Source organism: Pseudomonas sp. Tri1 (genome assembly GCF_017968885.1).
Classification (GTDB): Bacteria; Pseudomonadota; Gammaproteobacteria; order Pseudomonadales; family Pseudomonadaceae; genus Aquipseudomonas.
Map to the genome: position 1 here is coordinate 1,877,742 of NZ_CP072913.1, position 18,761 is coordinate 1,896,502.

The 18,761-nt window shown below is 57.7% G+C and carries 15 protein-coding genes; all 15 read left to right on the forward strand.

The features are described from left to right. Positions 1-70: 70 nt before the first annotated feature. The 15 genes from mtnA to neuC all read left to right on the forward strand — a co-directional run bounded on the left by mtnA (position 71) and on the right by neuC (position 18,756). Positions 71-1,147: an S-methyl-5-thioribose-1-phosphate isomerase gene (mtnA, locus tag J9870_RS08350; RefSeq protein ID WP_210643479.1), complete on the forward strand. Its 1,077-nt coding sequence runs from the start codon at positions 71-73 to the stop codon at positions 1,145-1,147. Positions 1,148-1,592: 445 nt separating this feature from the next. Then, on the forward strand, positions 1,593-4,256 hold the full coding sequence (gyrA, locus tag J9870_RS08355) for a DNA gyrase subunit A (RefSeq protein ID WP_210643480.1): 2,664 nt from the start codon (positions 1,593-1,595) through the stop codon (positions 4,254-4,256). Positions 4,257-4,489: 233 nt separating this feature from the next. Next, complete coding sequence (gene serC, locus J9870_RS08360) at positions 4,490-5,575, forward strand: 3-phosphoserine/phosphohydroxythreonine transaminase (RefSeq protein WP_003199231.1); 1,086 nt, start codon at positions 4,490-4,492, stop codon at positions 5,573-5,575. Beyond that, complete coding sequence (pheA, locus tag J9870_RS08365; protein ID WP_003199233.1) at positions 5,575-6,669, forward strand: prephenate dehydratase; 1,095 nt, start codon at positions 5,575-5,577, stop codon at positions 6,667-6,669. The genes serC and pheA overlap by 1 nt, the downstream gene beginning before the upstream one ends. A 13-nt stretch (positions 6,670-6,682) precedes the next feature. Then, positions 6,683-7,795 carry a histidinol-phosphate transaminase gene (gene hisC, locus J9870_RS08370; RefSeq protein ID WP_210643481.1) on the forward strand — a complete coding sequence of 371 codons (1,113 nt, stop codon included), beginning with the start codon at positions 6,683-6,685 and terminating at the stop codon, positions 7,793-7,795. 28 nt (positions 7,796-7,823) lie between these two features. Next, entirely contained in the window at positions 7,824-10,031 is a 2,208-nt protein-coding gene (locus J9870_RS08375; RefSeq protein WP_246883139.1) for a bifunctional prephenate dehydrogenase/3-phosphoshikimate 1-carboxyvinyltransferase, read from the forward strand. Next, complete coding sequence (cmk, locus tag J9870_RS08380) at positions 10,028-10,717, forward strand: (d)CMP kinase (protein ID WP_135844356.1); 690 nt, start codon at positions 10,028-10,030, stop codon at positions 10,715-10,717. Before J9870_RS08375 ends, cmk begins: the two co-directional genes overlap by 4 nt. A gap of 120 nt (positions 10,718-10,837) precedes the next feature. Beyond that, positions 10,838-12,532: a 30S ribosomal protein S1 gene (gene rpsA, locus J9870_RS08385; RefSeq protein ID WP_210643483.1), complete on the forward strand. Its 1,695-nt coding sequence runs from the start codon at positions 10,838-10,840 to the stop codon at positions 12,530-12,532. 226 nt (positions 12,533-12,758) lie between these two features. Next, positions 12,759-13,037 (forward strand): hypothetical protein, encoded by a 279-nt coding sequence (locus tag J9870_RS08390; RefSeq protein ID WP_210643484.1) that lies wholly within the window; start codon positions 12,759-12,761, stop codon positions 13,035-13,037. Positions 13,038-13,182: 145 nt separating this feature from the next. Then, entirely contained in the window at positions 13,183-13,479 is a 297-nt protein-coding gene (gene ihfB, locus J9870_RS08395) for an integration host factor subunit beta (RefSeq protein WP_003183877.1), read from the forward strand. 27 nt (positions 13,480-13,506) lie between these two features. Then, positions 13,507-13,731 (forward strand): LapA family protein, encoded by a 225-nt coding sequence (locus J9870_RS08400; RefSeq protein WP_210643485.1) that lies wholly within the window; start codon positions 13,507-13,509, stop codon positions 13,729-13,731. Positions 13,732-13,911: 180 nt separating this feature from the next. After that, positions 13,912-14,955 (forward strand): Wzz/FepE/Etk N-terminal domain-containing protein, encoded by a 1,044-nt coding sequence (locus J9870_RS08405; protein WP_210643486.1) that lies wholly within the window; start codon positions 13,912-13,914, stop codon positions 14,953-14,955. Positions 14,956-15,467: 512 nt separating this feature from the next. Next, entirely contained in the window at positions 15,468-16,448 is a 981-nt protein-coding gene (locus tag J9870_RS08410; protein WP_210643487.1) for an NAD-dependent 4,6-dehydratase LegB, read from the forward strand. 8 nt (positions 16,449-16,456) lie between these two features. Next, positions 16,457-17,608 carry a LegC family aminotransferase gene (locus J9870_RS08415; RefSeq protein WP_210643488.1) on the forward strand — a complete coding sequence of 384 codons (1,152 nt, stop codon included), beginning with the start codon at positions 16,457-16,459 and terminating at the stop codon, positions 17,606-17,608. After that, positions 17,605-18,756, forward strand: a complete 1,152-nt coding sequence (neuC, locus tag J9870_RS08420) for a UDP-N-acetylglucosamine 2-epimerase (protein ID WP_210643489.1) — start codon at positions 17,605-17,607, stop codon at positions 18,754-18,756. Before J9870_RS08415 ends, neuC begins: the two co-directional genes overlap by 4 nt. The last annotated feature ends 5 nt before the right edge of the window (positions 18,757-18,761 follow it).

The window sequence follows — 18,761 nt, forward strand, 5'->3', positions numbered from 1 at the left end:
GTATACCCGAGCGTCTTCGCGGAGGGATCGCTATAATCGGCGGCTTTTGTTCATGAGTGCGGGGTGAGGGATGCGCGATCGACTGTTGGCTGCGGAGAAAGTGAAGGCCATCGATTGGCGGGATGGTGCCCTGTACCTGCTGGATCAGCGTGTGTTGCCGTTCGAGGAAAACTGGATCGGCTACACCAGCGCCGCTGGTGTAGCCGAGGCCATTCGTTCGATGGTGGTACGTGGCGCGCCAGCCATTGGCATCAGCGCCGCCTATGGCGTAGTGCTGGCCGCACGGGCCAGAGTGGCCGAAGGGGGTGACTGGCAGGCGGCGCTGGAAGCCGATTTCGCCTTGCTGGCCGATTCCCGGCCGACAGCGGTGAACCTGTTCTGGGCTTTGGACCGCATGCGTGAGCGGCTTGTGCGCTTGAAAGAGCACGCCGAGCCATTGGCTGCCCTTGAGGCCGAAGCCATCGCCATCCATGAAAGCGACCGCGAAGCCAATCTGACCATGGCCCAGCTTGGGGTCGACCTGATCCGCAAGCATCAGGGCAACGCCCAGGCCATCCTGACCCACTGCAACACCGGCGCCCTGGCCACCGGCGGTTTCGGCACGGCCCTGGGGGTGATTCGCGGTGCGTTCCTCGAAGGCATGGTCGAGCGTGTCTATGCCGACGAAACCCGACCATGGCTCCAGGGCTCGCGCCTGACCGCGTGGGAGCTGGCCAACGAAGGCATCCCGGTGACCCTCAACGCTGACTCCGCCGCCGCCCACATCATGAAAACCAAAGGCGTGACCTGGGTGATCGTCGGCGCCGACCGCATCACCGCCAACGGTGACGTGGCGAACAAGATCGGCACTTATCAACTGGCGGTCTGCGCCATGCACCATGGGGTGCGCTTCATGGTGGTGGCACCGAGTTCGACCATCGACATGAACCTGGCCAGCGGGGACGACATTCCGATCGAAGAACGCGACGGGCGCGAGCTGCTGGAAGTCGGCGGCAAACGGGTCGGGGCGGATGTAGAAGCGTTCAACCCAGTGTTCGACGTCACTCCGGCGGACCTGATCGACGCCATCATTACCGAGAAGGGCATTGTCGAACGGCCAGACACGGCGAAAATGGCGCAGTTGATGTGTCGCAAGCGGTTGCACTGAAGGCTTTCAGTGTCTGATCTGCCGCCTTCGCGAGCACGCTTGCTCCCACATTGGTTCGTGTTGTGACCCGAATCTCAGGCATGCACAGTCTCCTGTGGGAGCGAGCTTGCTCGCGATGAGGCCCGCAAAGCCAGCAAATGAGCCTGAATCGGGGCGAAAATCTTCATTCGCAGCGTCTCTGAGCCCCTCTCGTCCTCTATCAGCCTGTCACCGGTCAACTAACTATGCTCCATGCGCATCAGGGGGATAGGTGCGTGGCGGCTCTTGTGATAACATCCGGCGGTTTCCAGGGCTGCCTCGCGAGGTAGCCTTTACTGCGCAGATCCATGGCATAACTCGTTGATTTGTCGTAAGTCGCTGCATGGCACTTGTTCTGCAGCGGCGAGCTTCGTTCGTCCCATCTGGATGTGACGAGGTTTCACCAGAAAAAGGAATCAGGCTTCTCATGGGCGAACTGGCCAAAGAAATCCTCCCGGTCAATATCGAAGACGAGCTGAAACAGTCCTACCTCGACTACGCAATGAGCGTAATCGTCGGGCGGGCGCTGCCGGATGCGCGCGATGGCTTGAAGCCCGTGCACCGGCGCGTGCTGTTCGCGATGAGCGAGCTGGGCAACGACTTCAACAAGCCGTACAAGAAATCCGCCCGTGTCGTCGGCGACGTGATCGGTAAGTATCACCCCCACGGTGACACCGCCGTGTACGACACCATCGTGCGGATGGCCCAGCCATTCTCCCTGCGCTACCTGCTGGTAGACGGCCAGGGCAACTTCGGTTCCGTGGACGGCGACAACGCCGCGGCCATGCGATACACCGAAGTGCGCATGACCAAGCTGGCCCACGAGCTGCTGGCCGACCTGCACAAGGAAACCGTGGACTGGGTGCCGAACTACGACGGCACCGAAATGATCCCGGCGGTCATGCCGACCCGTATCCCCAACCTGCTGGTCAACGGCTCCAGCGGTATCGCCGTGGGCATGGCGACCAACATCCCGCCGCACAACCTCGGTGAAGTCATCGACGGTTGCCTGGCCCTCATCGACAATCCCGAGCTGACGGTCGATGAGCTGATGCAATACATCCCCGGTCCGGACTTCCCGACCGCCGCGATCATCAACGGTCGTGCCGGCATTATCGAAGCCTATCGCACCGGCCGTGGCCGCATTTATATGCGCGCCCGATCGACCATCGAAGACATCGACAAGGTCGGTGGCCGCCAGCAGATCGTCATCACCGAACTGCCGTACCAGCTGAACAAGGCTCGTCTGATCGAGAAGATCGCCGAGCTGGTGAAAGAGAAGAAACTCGAAGGCATCACCGAGCTGCGTGACGAGTCCGACAAGGACGGTATGCGCGTCGTGATCGAGCTGCGTCGCGGCGAAGTGCCTGAGGTAATCCTCAACAACCTCTACGCCCAGACCCAGCTGCAAGCGGTGTTCGGTATCAACATCGTGGCGCTGATCGATGGTCGTCCGCGGATCCTGAACCTCAAGGACCTGCTGGAAGCCTTCGTGCGTCACCGTCGCGAAGTGGTCACCCGCCGCACCGTGTTCGAACTGCGCAAGGCGCGCGAGCGCGGTCACATCCTCGAAGGCCAGGCTGTTGCCCTGTCGAACATCGACCCGGTCATCGCCCTGATCAAGGCCTCGCCAACGCCGTCGGAAGCCAAGGAAGCGCTGATCAGCACACCTTGGGAGTCCACCGCGGTGGTGGCGATGGTCGAACGTGCCGGTGCCGATTCGTGCCGTCCGGAGAACCTCGACCCGCAATACGGCCTGCGCGAGGGCAAGTACTTCCTGTCCCCGGAACAGGCCCAGGCCATCCTGGAACTGCGTCTGCACCGCCTGACCGGTCTGGAACACGAGAAGCTGCTGGCCGAGTACCAGGAGATCCTCAACCAGATCGGCGAGCTGATCCGCATCCTCAACAGCGCCACGCGCCTGATGGAAGTGATCCGCGAAGAGCTGGAAGTGATCCGCGCCGAATACGGCGATGTGCGTCGCACCGAGATTCTCGATGCGCGCCTGGACCTGACCCTGGGTGACATGATCCCGGAAGAAGAGCGCGTGGTGACCATTTCCCACGGCGGCTACGCCAAGACCCAACCGCTGGCCGCCTACCAGGCCCAGCGTCGCGGTGGCAAAGGCAAGTCGGCTACGGGCGTCAAGGACGAGGACTACATCGCCCACCTGCTGGTTGCCAACAGCCACACCACGCTGTTGCTGTTCTCCAGCAAGGGCAAGGTGTATTGGCTCAAGACCTACGAAATCCCTGAAGCGTCCCGTGCGGCGCGCGGTCGTCCGCTGGTCAACCTGCTGCCGCTGGACAGTGACGAATACATCACCACCATGCTGCCGGTGGAGGAGTACACCGAAGGTCACTTCATCTTCATGGCCACCGCCAAAGGCACCGTGAAGAAGACCCCGCTGGAATCCTTCAGTCGTCAGCGTAGCGTTGGCCTGATTGCTCTCGAATTGGACGAAGGCGACGTGCTGATTTCCGCCGCCATCACCGACGGCGAGCGCGAAGTCATGCTGTTCTCCGACGGCGGCAAGGTCACCCGCTTCAAGGAATCCGACGTTCGCGCCATGGGCCGTACCGCCCGCGGCGTACGAGGCATGCGCCTGCCGGAAGGTCAGAAGCTGATTTCCATGCTGATCCCTGAAGAAGGCAGCCAGATCCTCACCGCTTCGGCGCGTGGCTATGGCAAGCGTACGGCCATCAGCGAGTTCCCTGAGTACAAGCGTGGCGGCCAGGGCGTGATCGCCATGGTCAGCAACGAGCGTAACGGTCGTCTGGTCGGCGCTGTCCAGGTGCTCGATGGCGAAGAGATCATGTTGATCTCCGACCAGGGCACCCTGGTGCGCACGCGAGTTGCCGAAGTATCGAGCCTGGGTCGTAACACCCAGGGTGTGACACTGATCAAGCTGGCCAATGACGAAACGCTGGTCGGGCTCGAGCGGGTCCAGGAACCATCGGAAGTCGAAGGCGAGGAGCTGGAAGGCGAGGAAGGCGTGGCGTTTGACGGCACCCTTGGCGCCGATGTCGATGACATGACCGGCGATCAACCGCTCGACGCTGCCGCTGACGAAGAAGAACCGCAGGACTAAGCGGACACGCAGGGGGCGGATGAAGATTCGCCCCCTTGTTGTTTGTCCCGTTTGAAAATTTGCGACACTGCGCATTCCGCCCTTTGTGGGAGCGAGCCTGCTCGCGATTTCGGTGGGTCAGCAGCATTGATATTGACTGACACACTGCAATCGCGAGCAAGCTCGCTCCCACATTGGGCCCTATGTGCAGAACACAAGATGTATGTGACCACCAGATCAGAGCGAGATTGGATGTGAGCAAGAGAGCCTATAACTTCTGTGCCGGCCCGGCGGCGTTGCCTGAAGCGGTCCTGAAACGTGCCCAGGGTGAACTTCTCGACTGGCATGGCAAGGGCCTGTCCGTCATGGAAATGAGCCATCGCAGTGATGAGTTCGTGTCCATTGCCACCAAGGCCGAGCAGGACCTGCGTGATCTGCTGAACATCCCGTCCAATTACAAGGTGTTGTTCCTGCAGGGCGGCGCCAGCCAGCAGTTCGCCCAGATTCCGCTGAACCTGCTGCCCGAAAGCGGTAAGGCCGACTACATCGATACCGGTATCTGGTCGCAGAAAGCCATCGAAGAAGCCTCGCGTTATGGCCACGTCAACGTTGCCGCCACCGCCAAGCCCTACGACTATTTCGCCATTCCGGGCCAGAACGAGTGGAACCTGTCCAAGGACGCGGCCTACGTTCACTACGCGCCAAACGAAACCATTGGCGGCCTGGAGTTCAACTGGATCCCGGAAACTGGCGACGTGCCATTGGTGGCCGACATGTCTTCGGACATTCTGTCGCGGCCTGTGGATATCTCCCGTTTCGGCATGATCTACGCCGGAGCCCAGAAGAACATCGGCCCGAGCGGCATTCTGGTCAGCATCATCCGTGAAGACCTGCTGGGTCGCGCCCGTTCCCTGTGCCCGACCATGCTCAACTACAAGGTCGCGGCCGACAACGGCTCGATGTACAACACCCCGCCGACCCTGGCCTGGTACCTGTCGGGCCTGGTGTTCGAGTGGTTGAAAGAACAGGGCGGTGTCGAAGCCATCGGCAAGCTCAATGAAGTGAAGCAGCGCACGCTGTATGACTTCATCGATGCCAGCGGCCTCTACAGCAACCCGATCAACAAGACTGACCGTTCATGGATGAACGTGCCGTTCCGCCTGGCCGATGATCGTCTGGACAAACCATTCCTGGCCGGTGCCGACGAGCGCGGTCTGCTGAACCTCAAGGGCCACCGTTCGGTCGGTGGCATGCGCGCCTCCATCTACAACGCCGTCGACATCAACGCAGTCAATGCGTTGATTGCCTACATGGCAGAGTTCGAGAAGGAACATGGCTGATGTCTGAGCAAGAACTCAAGGCGCTGCGCCTGCGCATTGATGCCCTGGACGAAAAAGTCCTGGAGCTGATCAGCGAGCGTGCGCGCTGCGCCCAGGAAGTCGCCCGGGTGAAGATGGCTTCCCTGGCCGAAGGCGAAGTGCCTGTGTTCTATCGCCCTGAGCGTGAAGCGCAGGTTCTCAAGCGCGTCATGGAACGCAACAAGGGGCCGTTGGGCAACGAAGAAATGGCGCGGTTGTTCCGCGAGATCATGTCTTCGTGCCTGGCCCTTGAGCAGCCGCTGAAAGTCGCCTACCTGGGGCCGGAGGGCACCTTCACCCAGGCTGCGGCCATGAAGCATTTCGGTCATGCGGTGATCAGCAAGCCGATGGCGGCCATCGACGAAGTCTTCCGCGAAGTGGCGGCCGGGGCGGTGAATTTTGGCGTGGTGCCGGTGGAGAACTCCACCGAAGGCGCGGTCAACCACACCCTGGACAGCTTCCTCGAGCACGACATGGTGATCTGCGGTGAAGTCGAGCTGCGTATCCACCATCACCTGTTGGTCGGCGAGAACACCAAGACCGACAGCATCAGCCGGATCTATTCCCACGCCCAGTCCCTGGCCCAGTGCCGCAAGTGGCTGGACGCCCATTATCCGAACGTCGAGCGCGTGGCGGTATCGAGCAACGCCGAAGCGGCCAAGCGGGTCAAGGGTGAGTGGAACTCGGCGGCGATTGCTGGCGACATGGCGGCCGGCCTCTACGGGTTGACCCGCCTGGCCGAAAAAATCGAGGACCGCCCGGACAACTCCACGCGGTTCCTGATGATCGGCAGCCAGGAAGTGCCGCCGACCGGCGACGACAAGACTTCGATCATCGTCTCCATGAGCAACAAGCCTGGTGCGCTCCACGAATTGCTGGTGCCGTTCCACGACAACGGTATCGATCTGACGCGGATCGAGACCCGTCCGTCGCGCAGCGGTAAATGGACCTACGTGTTCTTCATCGATTTCGTCGGCCACCACCGCGATCCGCTGGTAAAAGGTGTGCTCGAGAAAATCAGTCAGGAAGCAGTGGCACTCAAGGTGCTGGGTTCCTACCCCAAGGCAGTTCTTTAAGGGCGGATAGCAAATGAGTGGCAACTTCCTCGCTCTGGCACAGCCAGGCGTGCAACAACTCTCGCCTTACGTTCCAGGCAAGCCTGTGGACGAACTGGCCCGCGAGCTGGACCTGGACCCGGCCAGCATCGTCAAGTTGGCGAGCAACGAAAACCCGCTGGGCGCGAGTCCCAAGGCGCTGGCGGCGATCCGCGACGAGCTGGCCGAGCTGACCCGTTACCCTGATGGCAACGGCTTCTCGCTCAAGAGCCTGCTGGCCGAACGCTGTGGCGTGGAGCTGAACCAGGTGACCCTGGGCAACGGTTCCAATGACATTCTCGAACTGGTGGCGCGTGCCTACCTGGCGCCGGGGCTCAATGCGGTGTTCAGCGAGCACGCGTTTGCGGTCTACCCGATCGCGACCCAGGCCGTCGGCGCGGACGCCCGTGTGGTTCCGGCCAAGAACTGGGGGCATGACCTGCCAGCCATGCTGGCCGCCATCGACGCCAACACCCGTGTGGTTTTCATTGCCAACCCGAACAACCCGACCGGTACCTGGTTCGACGCCCAGGCCCTGGATGACTTCCTGCAGGATGTGCCCGAGCACGTGCTGGTGGTGCTGGACGAGGCCTATATCGAGTACGCCGAAGGCAGCGACTTGCCCGATGGCCTGGATTTCCTGGCTGCCTACCCGAACCTGTTGGTCTCGCGTACGTTCTCCAAGGCCTATGGCCTGGCCTCGCTGCGAGTCGGCTATGGCCTGTCCACCGCGGTGGTGGCCGATGTGCTGAATCGCGTGCGTCAGCCGTTCAACGTCAACAGCTTCGCCCTGGCCGCCGCCTGCGCTGCATTGCAGGATGACGCCTACCTGGCCGAAAGCCGCCGTCTTAACGAGGCCGGCATGCAGCAACTGGAAGCCGGGTTCCGTGAGTTGGGCCTGAGCTGGATTCCATCGAAAGGCAATTTCATCTGCGTCGATGTCGGGCGTGTCGCCGCGCCGGTATTCCAGGGCTTGCTGGGTGAAGGCGTGATCGTGCGTCCGGTGGCCAATTACGGCATGCCGAACCACCTGCGTATCACCATTGGCCTGCCAGCAGAAAACAGCCGTTTCCTCGAGGCGTTGAGCAAGGTCCTGGCTCGTGGTTGATGTCACTTCACTGCAACCTGCTGCCCCTATGATCGGTCGCCTGGTGGTGGTGGGCCTGGGGTTGATCGGCGGTTCGTTTGCCAAGGGCTTGCGTGAAAGCGGCCTGTGCCGTGAGGTGGTCGGTGTCGATCTGGATCCGCAGTCGCGCAAGTTGGCGGTGGAGCTGGGGGTGGTCGACCGCTGTGAGGATGACCTGGCAATCGCTTGCCAGGGTGCCGATGTGATCCAGTTGGCGGTGCCGATCCTGGCCATGGAAAAATTGCTGGTGCGCCTGGCTGCCATGGATCTGGGGAGTGCCATTCTCACGGATGTCGGCAGCGCCAAGGGTAACGTCGTGCGTGCTGCCGCCGAAGCCTTCGGCGGCATGCCAGCGCGCTTCGTGCCCGGGCATCCGATCGCCGGCTCCGAGCAGAGTGGGGTGGAAGCCTCCAACGCGGAGCTGTTTCGTCGTCACAAAGTGATATTGACGCCGCTGGAGCAGACCGACCCGGCTGCGCTGGCGGTGGTGGACCGTTTGTGGCGCGAACTGGGTGCCGATGTCGAGCACATGCAGGTCGAGCGTCACGACGAAGTGTTGGCCGCTACCAGCCATTTGCCGCACCTGTTGGCGTTCGGTCTGGTGGATTCATTGGCCAAACGCAATGAAAATCTTGAGATCTTCCGTTACGCTGCCGGCGGTTTCCGCGATTTCACAAGAATCGCCGGAAGCGACCCGGTCATGTGGCACGACATCTTCCTCGCTAACCGCGAAGCTGTCCTGCGCACACTCGATACATTTCGCAGCGATCTCGACGCCTTGCGCGACGCGGTCGATGCTGGGGACGGGCACCAATTGCTGGGCGTTTTCACACGCGCCAGGGTGGCCCGCGAGCATTTCAGTAAAATCCTGGCCCGTCGGGCCTATGTGGACGCTATGAACTCCAACGATCTGATTTTCCTGGCACAACCTGGTGGCTCCCTGAGTGGGCGTATTCGTGTACCGGGCGATAAATCGATTTCCCACCGTTCGATCATGCTTGGCTCCCTGGCCGAAGGTGTGACCGAGGTGGAAGGTTTCCTCGAGGGCGAAGACGCCCTGGCGACGCTGCAGGCGTTTCGTGACATGGGCGTGGTCATCGAAGGCCCGCACCACGGTCGCGTGACCATCCATGGTGTCGGCCTGCACGGCCTCAAGCCTGCTCCGGGCCCGATCTACCTGGGTAACTCCGGTACCTCGATGCGCCTGTTGTCCGGCCTGCTGGCCGCGCAGGACTTCGACAGCACCCTGACCGGTGACGCCTCGCTGTCCAAGCGCCCGATGAATCGCGTAGCCAACCCACTGCGGGAAATGGGCGCGGTCATCGAGACCGCGGCTGACGGCCGTCCACCGATGACCATTCGCGGTGGCCACAAGCTCAAGGGGCTGACCTACACCATGCCGATGGCCAGCGCCCAGGTGAAATCCTGCCTGCTGCTGGCCGGCCTCTATGCCGAAGGCAAGACCACCGTCACCGAGCCGGCTCCGACCCGCGATCACACCGAGCGCATGCTGCGTGGCTTTGGCTACCCGGTCACGGTCAACGGTGCCACGGCTAGCGTCGAGTCCGGCAACAAATTGACCGCGACCCACATTGAAGTGCCGGGCGATATCTCGTCGTCGGCGTTCTTCCTGGTGGCCGCCTCGATCGCCGAAGGTTCTGACCTGGTGCTCGAGCACGTCGGCATCAACCCGACCCGTACCGGCGTGATCGACATCCTGCGTCTGATGGGCGCTGACATCACCCTGGAAAACCAGCGTGAAGTCGGCGGCGAACCGGTAGCAGACTTGCGCGTACGAGCAGCTAAACTCAAGGGTATCGAGATTCCCGAGGCGCTGGTCCCGCTGGCCATCGACGAATTCCCGGTGCTGTTCGTGGCGGCTGCCTGCGCAGAAGGGCGCACTGTGCTGACCGGCGCCGAAGAGCTGCGGGTCAAGGAGTCGGATCGCATCCAGGTGATGGCGGATGGCTTGCTCGCCCTGGGCGTCAAGTGCCAGCCCACGCCGGACGGCATTATCATCGACGGCGGCCAGATCGGCGGCGGCGAAGTCCATGGCCACGGAGACCATCGCATCGCCATGGCCTTCAGTGTTGCGTCGTTGCGCGCCAGTGCGCCGATTCGCATCCATGATTGCGCCAACGTCGCAACGTCGTTCCCGAACTTCCTGGCGCTGTGCGCTCAGGTCGGTATTCGAGTGGCACAAGAGGCGCAGTCGTGAATATCAAGGCACCGGTCGTCACCATCGATGGCCCAAGCGGCTCGGGCAAGGGCACCGTCGCCGGGATCCTGGCCAGGCAACTGGGCTGGAACCTGCTCGATTCGGGTGCCCTGTATCGGCTGCTGGCATTCGCCGCCGCCAATCATGGCGTCGATCTGACCAACGAAGAGTTGCTAAAGGCGCTGGCCGCGCATCTGGACGTGCAGTTCATCGCGGCGACCGACGGTCAGTTGCAGCGCATCATTCTGGAGGGCGATGAAGTCAGCGATGTCATCCGCACCGAAAGTGTCGGTGCCGGTGCTTCCCAGGTCGCCGCGCTGCCGGCGGTGCGCGAGGCGTTGCTGCAACGCCAGCGCGCCTTCCAGGAGCCACCAGGGCTGGTGGCCGACGGTCGCGACATGGGCACGGTAGTGTTTCCCGATGCGCCGCTGAAGATTTTTCTCACCGCCAGTGCGGAGGAGAGGGCGCGTCGCCGTTATTTGCAGTTGAAGGGCAAAGGCGAGGATGTTAGTCTGTCGAGTCTGCTAGATGAGATCCGTGCACGCGACGAGCGTGACACCCAGCGCGCAGTAGCCCCGCTCAAGCCGGCGGCTGACGCGATACAGCTGGATTCCACGGAGTTGTCCATCGATCAGGTGTTGCAACGCATCATGAGCGAGATCGCCATTCGCGATATCGCCGGGTGACCAGGAAGCTCCGCAGGGGACCAGTCATAGTCCTGCGGTGCTTCTTTTATATGAAACTAACCCACACTGTCTGGGGTGTGGAGGCGGGCGTATTCTTCGCCCTAATCAACAGGAATTAAAATGAGCGAAAGCTTTGCGGAACTCTTTGAAGAAAGCCTGAAAACCCTGAACCTTCAGGCAGGCTCCATCATCACCGGTGTTATCGTTGATATCGATTACCAAGCTCGCTGGGTAACCGTTCACGCTGGTCTGAAGTCTGAAGCACTCATCCCGCTTGAGCAGTTCTACAACGACGCTGGCGAACTGAACATCAACGTCGGTGACGAAGTTCACGTTGCGCTGGACTCGGTTGAAGATGGCTTTGGTGAAACCAAGCTGTCCCGTGAAAAAGCCAAGCGCGCTGAATGCTGGATCGTTCTGGAAGCGGCTTTCGCAGCTGAGGAAGTGGTCAAGGGCGTTATCAACGGTAAGGTTAAAGGCGGCTTCACTGTCGACGTTAACGGCATCCGTGCGTTCCTGCCAGGTTCCCTGGTTGACGTCCGTCCAGTGCGCGACACCACGCACCTGGAAGGCAAAGAGCTGGAATTCAAGGTCATCAAGCTGGACCAGAAGCGCAACAACGTTGTCGTTTCCCGTCGCAGTGTCCTGGAAGCCGAGAACTCCGCCGAGCGTGAAGCTCTGCTGGAATCGCTGCAGGAAGGCCAACAGGTCAAAGGTATCGTCAAGAACCTCACCGATTACGGCGCATTCGTCGATCTGGGTGGCGTCGATGGCCTGCTGCACATCACCGACATGGCCTGGAAGCGTATCAAGCATCCTTCGGAAATCGTCAACGTTGGCGACGAGATCGATGTCAAGGTTCTGAAGTACGATCGCGAGCGCAATCGTGTTTCCCTGGGCCTCAAGCAACTGGGCGAAGATCCATGGGTTGCTATCAAAGCCCGTTACCCAGAAGGCACTCGCGTCACCGCTCGTGTTACCAACCTGACCGACTACGGCTGCTTCGCTGAGCTGGAAGAAGGCGTTGAAGGCCTGGTACACGTTTCCGAAATGGACTGGACCAACAAGAACATCCACCCTTCGAAAGTCGTACAAGTCGGCGACGAAGTGGAAGTCATGGTTCTGGACATCGACGAAGAGCGTCGTCGTATCTCCCTCGGCATCAAGCAGTGCAAGTCCAACCCATGGGAAGACTTCTCTGGCCAGTTCAACAAGGGCGATAAAATCTCCGGCACCATCAAGTCGATCACCGATTTCGGTATCTTCATTGGTCTGGACGGCGGCATCGACGGTCTGGTTCACCTGTCCGACATCTCCTGGAACGAAGTGGGCGAAGAAGCCGTACGCCGCTTCAAGAAGGGCGACGAGCTGGACACCGTTATCCTGTCGGTTGACCCAGAGCGCGAGCGCATTTCCCTGGGTATCAAGCAACTGGAAAGCGATCCGTTCTCCGAGTACGTTCAAGAGAACGACAAAGGCGCAATCGTTAAGGGCATCGTGAAAGAAGTTGACGCTAAAGGCGCCATCATCACCCTGGCCGACGATATCGAAGCGACTCTGAAAGCCTCCGAAATCAGCCGTGACCGCGTTGAAGACGCGCGTAACGTCCTGAAAGAAGGCGAAGAAGTAGAAGCCAAGATCATCAGCGTTGACCGCAAGAGCCGCGTAATCCAGCTCTCCATCAAGTCGAAAGACGTTGAAGAAGAGAAAGAAGCAATCCAGAGCCTGCGCGACAAGCCAGCTTCGGACACTGCTGCTCCTGGTCCTACCACTCTGGGCGACCTGTTGCGTGCACAAATGGAAAAACAGAACTGAGTTCTGTCAGACCATAGAAAAAGGGCGACTTCGGTCGCCCTTTTTTGTGCCTGCGATATTTCAGAATTTTCCGACTCCCGTAAACGCCGCAGAGTTGCGATCATTCGAGACGCTACGAAACCAACCGCTCAGCCTGGCTGTCTCTTTTATGAAACAGATCAATAATCTCTTCGGGGCTCTGGCTTGTGTGCGTAATCGGTCCTGGCTCTCTACCTAAAGGATCTGAATGAACAAGTTCTATCTGGTGTTGGCCGTCCTGGTGCTAGCGGGTTGCTCTACAAGCGCCAAGACCCACGCAGTGCGTGGTGTCAGCGGTATCGAGGTCGATTGCTCAGGGTTGGGGTCCGGTTGGGAGAAGTGCCGTAAGCGCGCTGCAAGGGAGTGCAAGGGAGCAGGTTACAAGGTCATTACCCGCTCTGACGATGCGAAGGATGAAGATCAATATCCCTTTGGTTTCAATCCGGCAGGTTACCTGACTCGCACGATGCTGGTGATCTGTCGATAGCATGAGGAAAGTCATGCTGCCTGCATGGGAAGGGCCTGCAAGGGGGTAATGAAGAATGTCAATACTTGGGCTGTTCAAATCCCTCCGACCATGCTAAAACCTTTTCAAGCGATTTTCCTAGCTGCTTGAAAAAGAAGGGAAAAATATGACGAAGTCGGAGTTGATCGAACGAATTGTCACCCATCAAGGGCTACTCTCATCCAAGGATGTGGAGCTGGCTATCAAGACCATGCTTGAGCAAATGTCCCAATGCCTGGCTACGGGAGATCGTATCGAGATCCGTGGTTTCGGCAGCTTCTCCCTCCACTACCGCGCCCCGCGAGTAGGTCGCAATCCAAAAACCGGCCAGTCCGTCAGCCTTGATGGGAAGTTCGTTCCTCATTTCAAGCCGGGCAAGGAGCTCAGGGATCGTGTGAATGAGGAGGAGGGTGATGAGTTTTAAAGGAGACTCGATGCAAAAGGGGGATTCATGCGGAATTTTAAGCGCCTGATGCTGGTTGTGCTTGCGCTGCTTGCGGCAGCAACTATTGTTCTGTTCGTGCTTGAGAATAACCAGCCTGCTACGCTGTTATTCTTGGGCTGGTCGGCGCCGCAGCTTCCGGTTTCGGTTTTCGTGCTGGCGGCGCTTCTCGCTGGTATGATCCTTGGGCCGTTGCTCAAGTGGTTCATGGATGTGCGTCGACGGTTTAAATAATGGATGTGTGAGCCCAGGAGTCTCGGTAAGGATCACTGTCTACAATTTTTTCTGACTTTGGGTGCGTTTTGTTCGTGTTTAATCTAACTCAGCTTTCCGCTGTATCCCTCGGGGTCTTGCCTTTTAATGCGCTCTGTATTTTTGCAAGTGCAGTCTCAGAAGAAGAAGGCGAGGCTACCCATGCAAAGTAATCGTGTTGACAGCCGTGGCGCGGATGAGATCGATTTGATTGCGCTTGTGCGCGGGCTTTGGGCGCAAGTGTGGTTGATTCTTGGTGTCGCTATTTTGGTCACGGCTGGCGCGGCCACCTATGCGTTCCTCAGCAAGCCCGTTTATGAGGCCAAGCTTTTTATCATACCTCCGACGCAGAACGGTATTGCTGAGCTCAATTATGGTCGCGGGAAAGGCTCTGAGCTGGAGCTCTATTCCATCCAGCAAGTGTATGACGTATTTGTTCGAAACCTTCTGGGTGAATCCCTCCGTCAAAAATTCTTCAATGATGTCTATCTTCCCTCGCTTGATGAGTCTCAACGCAAGGGGGCGCTCGACGGTTTGTACGAGCGTTTCTCCCGAGAGTTGGTCATAAAAGGGGGGGGTAAGGACGCTTCGGATCGTTTTTCAATTACGGTTCAAGGCGGTGATCCTATTCGGGTGACGGAATGGGCAAAAGTTTATGTCCAGCGCGCCAGTGAAGCTGCCGAGTTAGAGCTGATCAAGAATGTCACGACCGAAGCATCCGTCAGGGCAAGGAATCTGGAGCAGAGGATTATCAGCTTGCGCGAAACTTCGCAGCGGATACGCGAAGATCGGATTGAACAACTGCGTGAGGCGTTGGAGATTGCCGAGGCGATCGGCTTGACTACTCCGACAATAAATTCGTCTGCTGCGGTAGATATCACCGTAGATACGGGAAATAAAATGGATTATCAGCGCGGTAGTAAAGCGCTGGCGGCGGAAGTTAAAGCGCTGGAGACTAGGGCTTCCGATGATGCCTTTATATCGGATTTGCGCTCGCTTCAGATGCGATACGGTTTCTATCGTAAGTTGAATGTCGACCCCGAGAGCATTTCGGTTTATCGGCAGGATGGTAGTATTAAGGTGCCGGAAAGCCCTATTAAACCGGTAAAAAGTATGATCTTGATGTTGGGGCTTATTGCGGGTCTTATGTTGGGGGTATTTATTGCCCTTGTGCGATTTGTTTTGAATCGTGACTCGGTTAAGTAGATGAAGTCGTTTACTACCACTTGTATGTTTGCGGCCCGAGAAGAGGCAGTCGCTTGTTTGTGATTTGTAGACTTGTCATGGCTGAGTGATCTTTCAGTGAGTGATAGATTTCAACGCTAGCGGCTTCTTTTGTTTTTTGAGCTCGTACGTCAGGTTGTCGGTATGTTGGTTTGTTTTAGGGGTGATGGCGTTATGACTCTAATTGCTGCAGTTGTGCGGTGAGCGGATTTAGGCGTCGGAAACCCTAATTAAGTGATGCCTATATGATTTGCTATTTTTGTGCCATCAGCGAATGAGCCTACCGATCAAAAGCCTAACACAAGACGACTGGCCTAATGCAGCTTGGGTTGCCTGATAGATATTGCGTTTTCAGGGGGCACCGCACATCCTGAGGCGGTAGCGTGCCAAACTCAGCGAAGATGCGCCTTCAGCTTTGATGAGAGCATCAGAAAACCGCCTCGCCGTAGCGGCCAGCGCTGAATTTAAATACTCAACTAGTACTGAGGTGGAAAGTGAAAAAAGTTTTGGTGACGGGTGCTGATGGCTTTATTGGTTCGCACTTGGTTGAGTTGTTGGTGCAAGAAGGCTATCAAGTAAAAGCTCTGTCCCAGTACAACTCGTTTAATAGTTGGGGGTGGCTGGAAGATGTCAATTGCCGAGAAGCGATTGAGGTGGTCAGTGGTGATGTCAGGGATCCACACTTCTGTAAATACCTCACGAAAGATGTCGATATTGTCTATCACCTGGCGGCGCTGATAGCTATTCCTTATTCCTACGTAGCCCCCGATAGCTATGTCGATACAAATGTTAAGGGCACCTTGAACATTTGCCAGGCTGCTCTGGAAAATGGTGTGTCGCGTGTCATCCATACCTCAACCAGTGAGGTTTATGGTACGGCTCAATATGTCCCTATCGACGAGAATCACCCCCTCCAAGCGCAGTCCCCTTACAGTGCGTCCAAAATTGGCGCTGATGCCATGGCGATGAGTTTCTTCAACGCGTTCAATTTGCCGCTGACCATCGCGCGACCGTTCAATACATACGGCCCCCGCCAGTCGGCACGCGCTGTGATCCCCACAATCATTACCCAGATTGCTAGTGGGATGAAGCAGATCAAGCTGGGTGATGTGTCGCCAACTCGGGACTTCAACTATGTCTTGGACACCTGTCGTGGTTTCTTGGCATTGGCCAATTGCGACGAGGCTATTGGTCAGACGGTCAATATTGGTTCGAACTTTGAAATTTCAGTGGGCGACACGCTGAGCCTGATCAAGGAAATCATGGGCAGTGATGTTGAGTTCCTCGTCGACGATCAGCGCCTGCGCCCGGAAAAATCGGAAGTATTTCGTCTGTGGTGTGATAACACCAAAATTCAAGGGTTAACTGGTTTTAAACCTGACTACTCGATTCGTCAGGGCTTGGAGAAGACTATCGAATGGTTGGTTCGTCCTGAAAATCTGTCCAAGTACAAAGCCAATATTTACAATGTGTGAGGGATGATATGTACGATTCTCTGATTCGGTTCATTCGCGAATACTTCGGGACGACGGAGTTTATTCCTTTGCACGCACCGGTTTTTGCCGGTAAAGAGCGGGAGTATGTCAACGCCACCCTCGAATCCACTTTCGTCTCGAGTGTCGGTGCTTTCGTTGATCAATTCGAGAATCGTATGGCGCTCTTCACTGGCAGTGAGCGTGCGGTCGCCACGGTCAATGGCACGGCTGCGTTGCACATGGCTCTGCTACTTGCAGACGTTCGGCCCGGCGATCTGGTGGTTACCCAACCGTTAACCTTTGTCGCGACCTGCAACGCTATCGCTTACTGTGGAGCCGAACCAGTTTTCGTGGATGTCGACCTGCATACGATGGGCTTGTCTCCTCATGCGCTGGAGAGCTGGCTGTCGCAGAATGCCTACCGCGATGTCGATGGTCGGTGTCGGGCCAAGGTCAATGACAAGATCATAAAGGCATGTTTGCCCATGCATACATTTGGTCATCCCGTCGAGCTCGATACGCTGATTGAATGTTGCGCGCGCTGGGGGTTGACGCTAGTCGAAGACGCAGCCGAGTCGCTTGGCAGCCTTTACAAGGGGCGCCATACGGGTACCTTCGGTGCGTTGGGCACTCTGAGTTTCAATGGTAACAAGGTCATCACGACTGGCGGCGGCGGTATGATCCTGACCAATGCCCAAATAGGGGCAAGAGCAAAGCATCTCACAACCACCGCCAAGCTTAGCCATGCCTATGAGTTCCGGCATGACGAGGTCGGATACAACTATAGACTGCCCAATCTCAACGCCGCGCTAGGGTGCGCGCAGCTTGAGCAATTGGATCATTTTATTGCAGTTAAACGTCAATTAGCTGCGTTCTATGAGCGCGAGCTTGACGGCTCGGGCCTGGTCTTCTTCAAAGAACCACCAGAGTGTCGTTCGAATTACTGGCTCAATGCAGTCATCTGCGAGGGTGCGCAGCAGCGTGATGAGTTGCTCAAGGCTACCAACGCGCAAAATGTGATGACTCGACCTATCTGGGCATTGATGAACAAATTGCCAGCCTATGCCGCTTGCCTCAAAGGGGATCTGAGCAACGCCGAGTGGCTCGAAGCTAGAGTCGTCAACCTGCCAAGCAGTGTTGTGCCGAGCGCAATCGTATGAAGCGGCGGATTGCTGTGTTCACTGGAACGCGGGCTGAGTATGGGCTGTTGTACTGGCTCCTCAAGGAGTTGAAAGCGTCCCCTTCGGTCGATTTGCAACTGATTGTCAGCGGCATGCATTTGTCGCCCGAATTCGGTGATACCTGGAAAGCCATTGCCCAAGATGGTTTCGATATAGACGCCAAAGTGGAAATGCTGTTGTCTTCCGATAGTGCTGTGGGTGTTGTCAAGTCCATGGGGGTTGGACTGCTGGGGTTTGCCGATGCGCTTGAGCGACTTAAGCCTGATTGTTTAGTCATTCTTGGGGATCGCTATGAGGCCTTGGCCATCGCTCAGTCTGCGATGATCATGAGAATCCCTATCGCTCATCTTCACGGGGGCGAAGTGACTGAAGGGGCTTACGATGACGCAATACGACATAGCATCACCAAAATGTCCTATCTGCATTTCGTGGCGACGGATGTCTATCGCAAGCGTGTAATTCAGTTGGGCGAGTCACCTGATCGGGTTTTCAACGTCGGTGCCATAGGCCTGGAGCATTTCAATCGCAGTCCTGTGATGAGTTACGAGGAGTTGAGCAATAGCCTCGAGTTTGAACTTAATGCTCCTTTTTTTCTGGTCACCTACCATCCAGTCACATTGGAAGGAGAGGACCCGGCGCAGTCATTCACCTCATTGCTGGCTGCCCTTGATCAGTTTCCCAATCATCAAGTGATCATTACCTACCCTAATTCTGATAACGGCGGACGGACCATAATACCGTTGATCGAGGCTTACGCCAGCAGGTATCCAAAACGGGTCAAGGCCATCGCATCGCTGGGTTTCAGGCGATATCACAGTGCGTTGAAGCATGCCCTGATAGTGGTTGGCAACTCCTCTAGCGGTATCATTGAAGCCCCCAGCATGGGGGTCCCTTCCATTGATATCGGGATTCGTCAGCGAGGGCGTTTGGCTGCTGAGTCGGTGCTGCATTGTCCGGCTCACGTTCTGGCCATCCAGGAAGCGATCGCCAAAGCATCGTCTCCATCATTCCAAGAGCTGAGCCGTAATGTTGTCAATCCCTATGGTGACGGTCACACTGTAAAGCGTATCGTCGAAGTATTGACGACCTGTGCTTTGCAGTCCACGAAACCCTTCTTCGATGCATAAAGGTT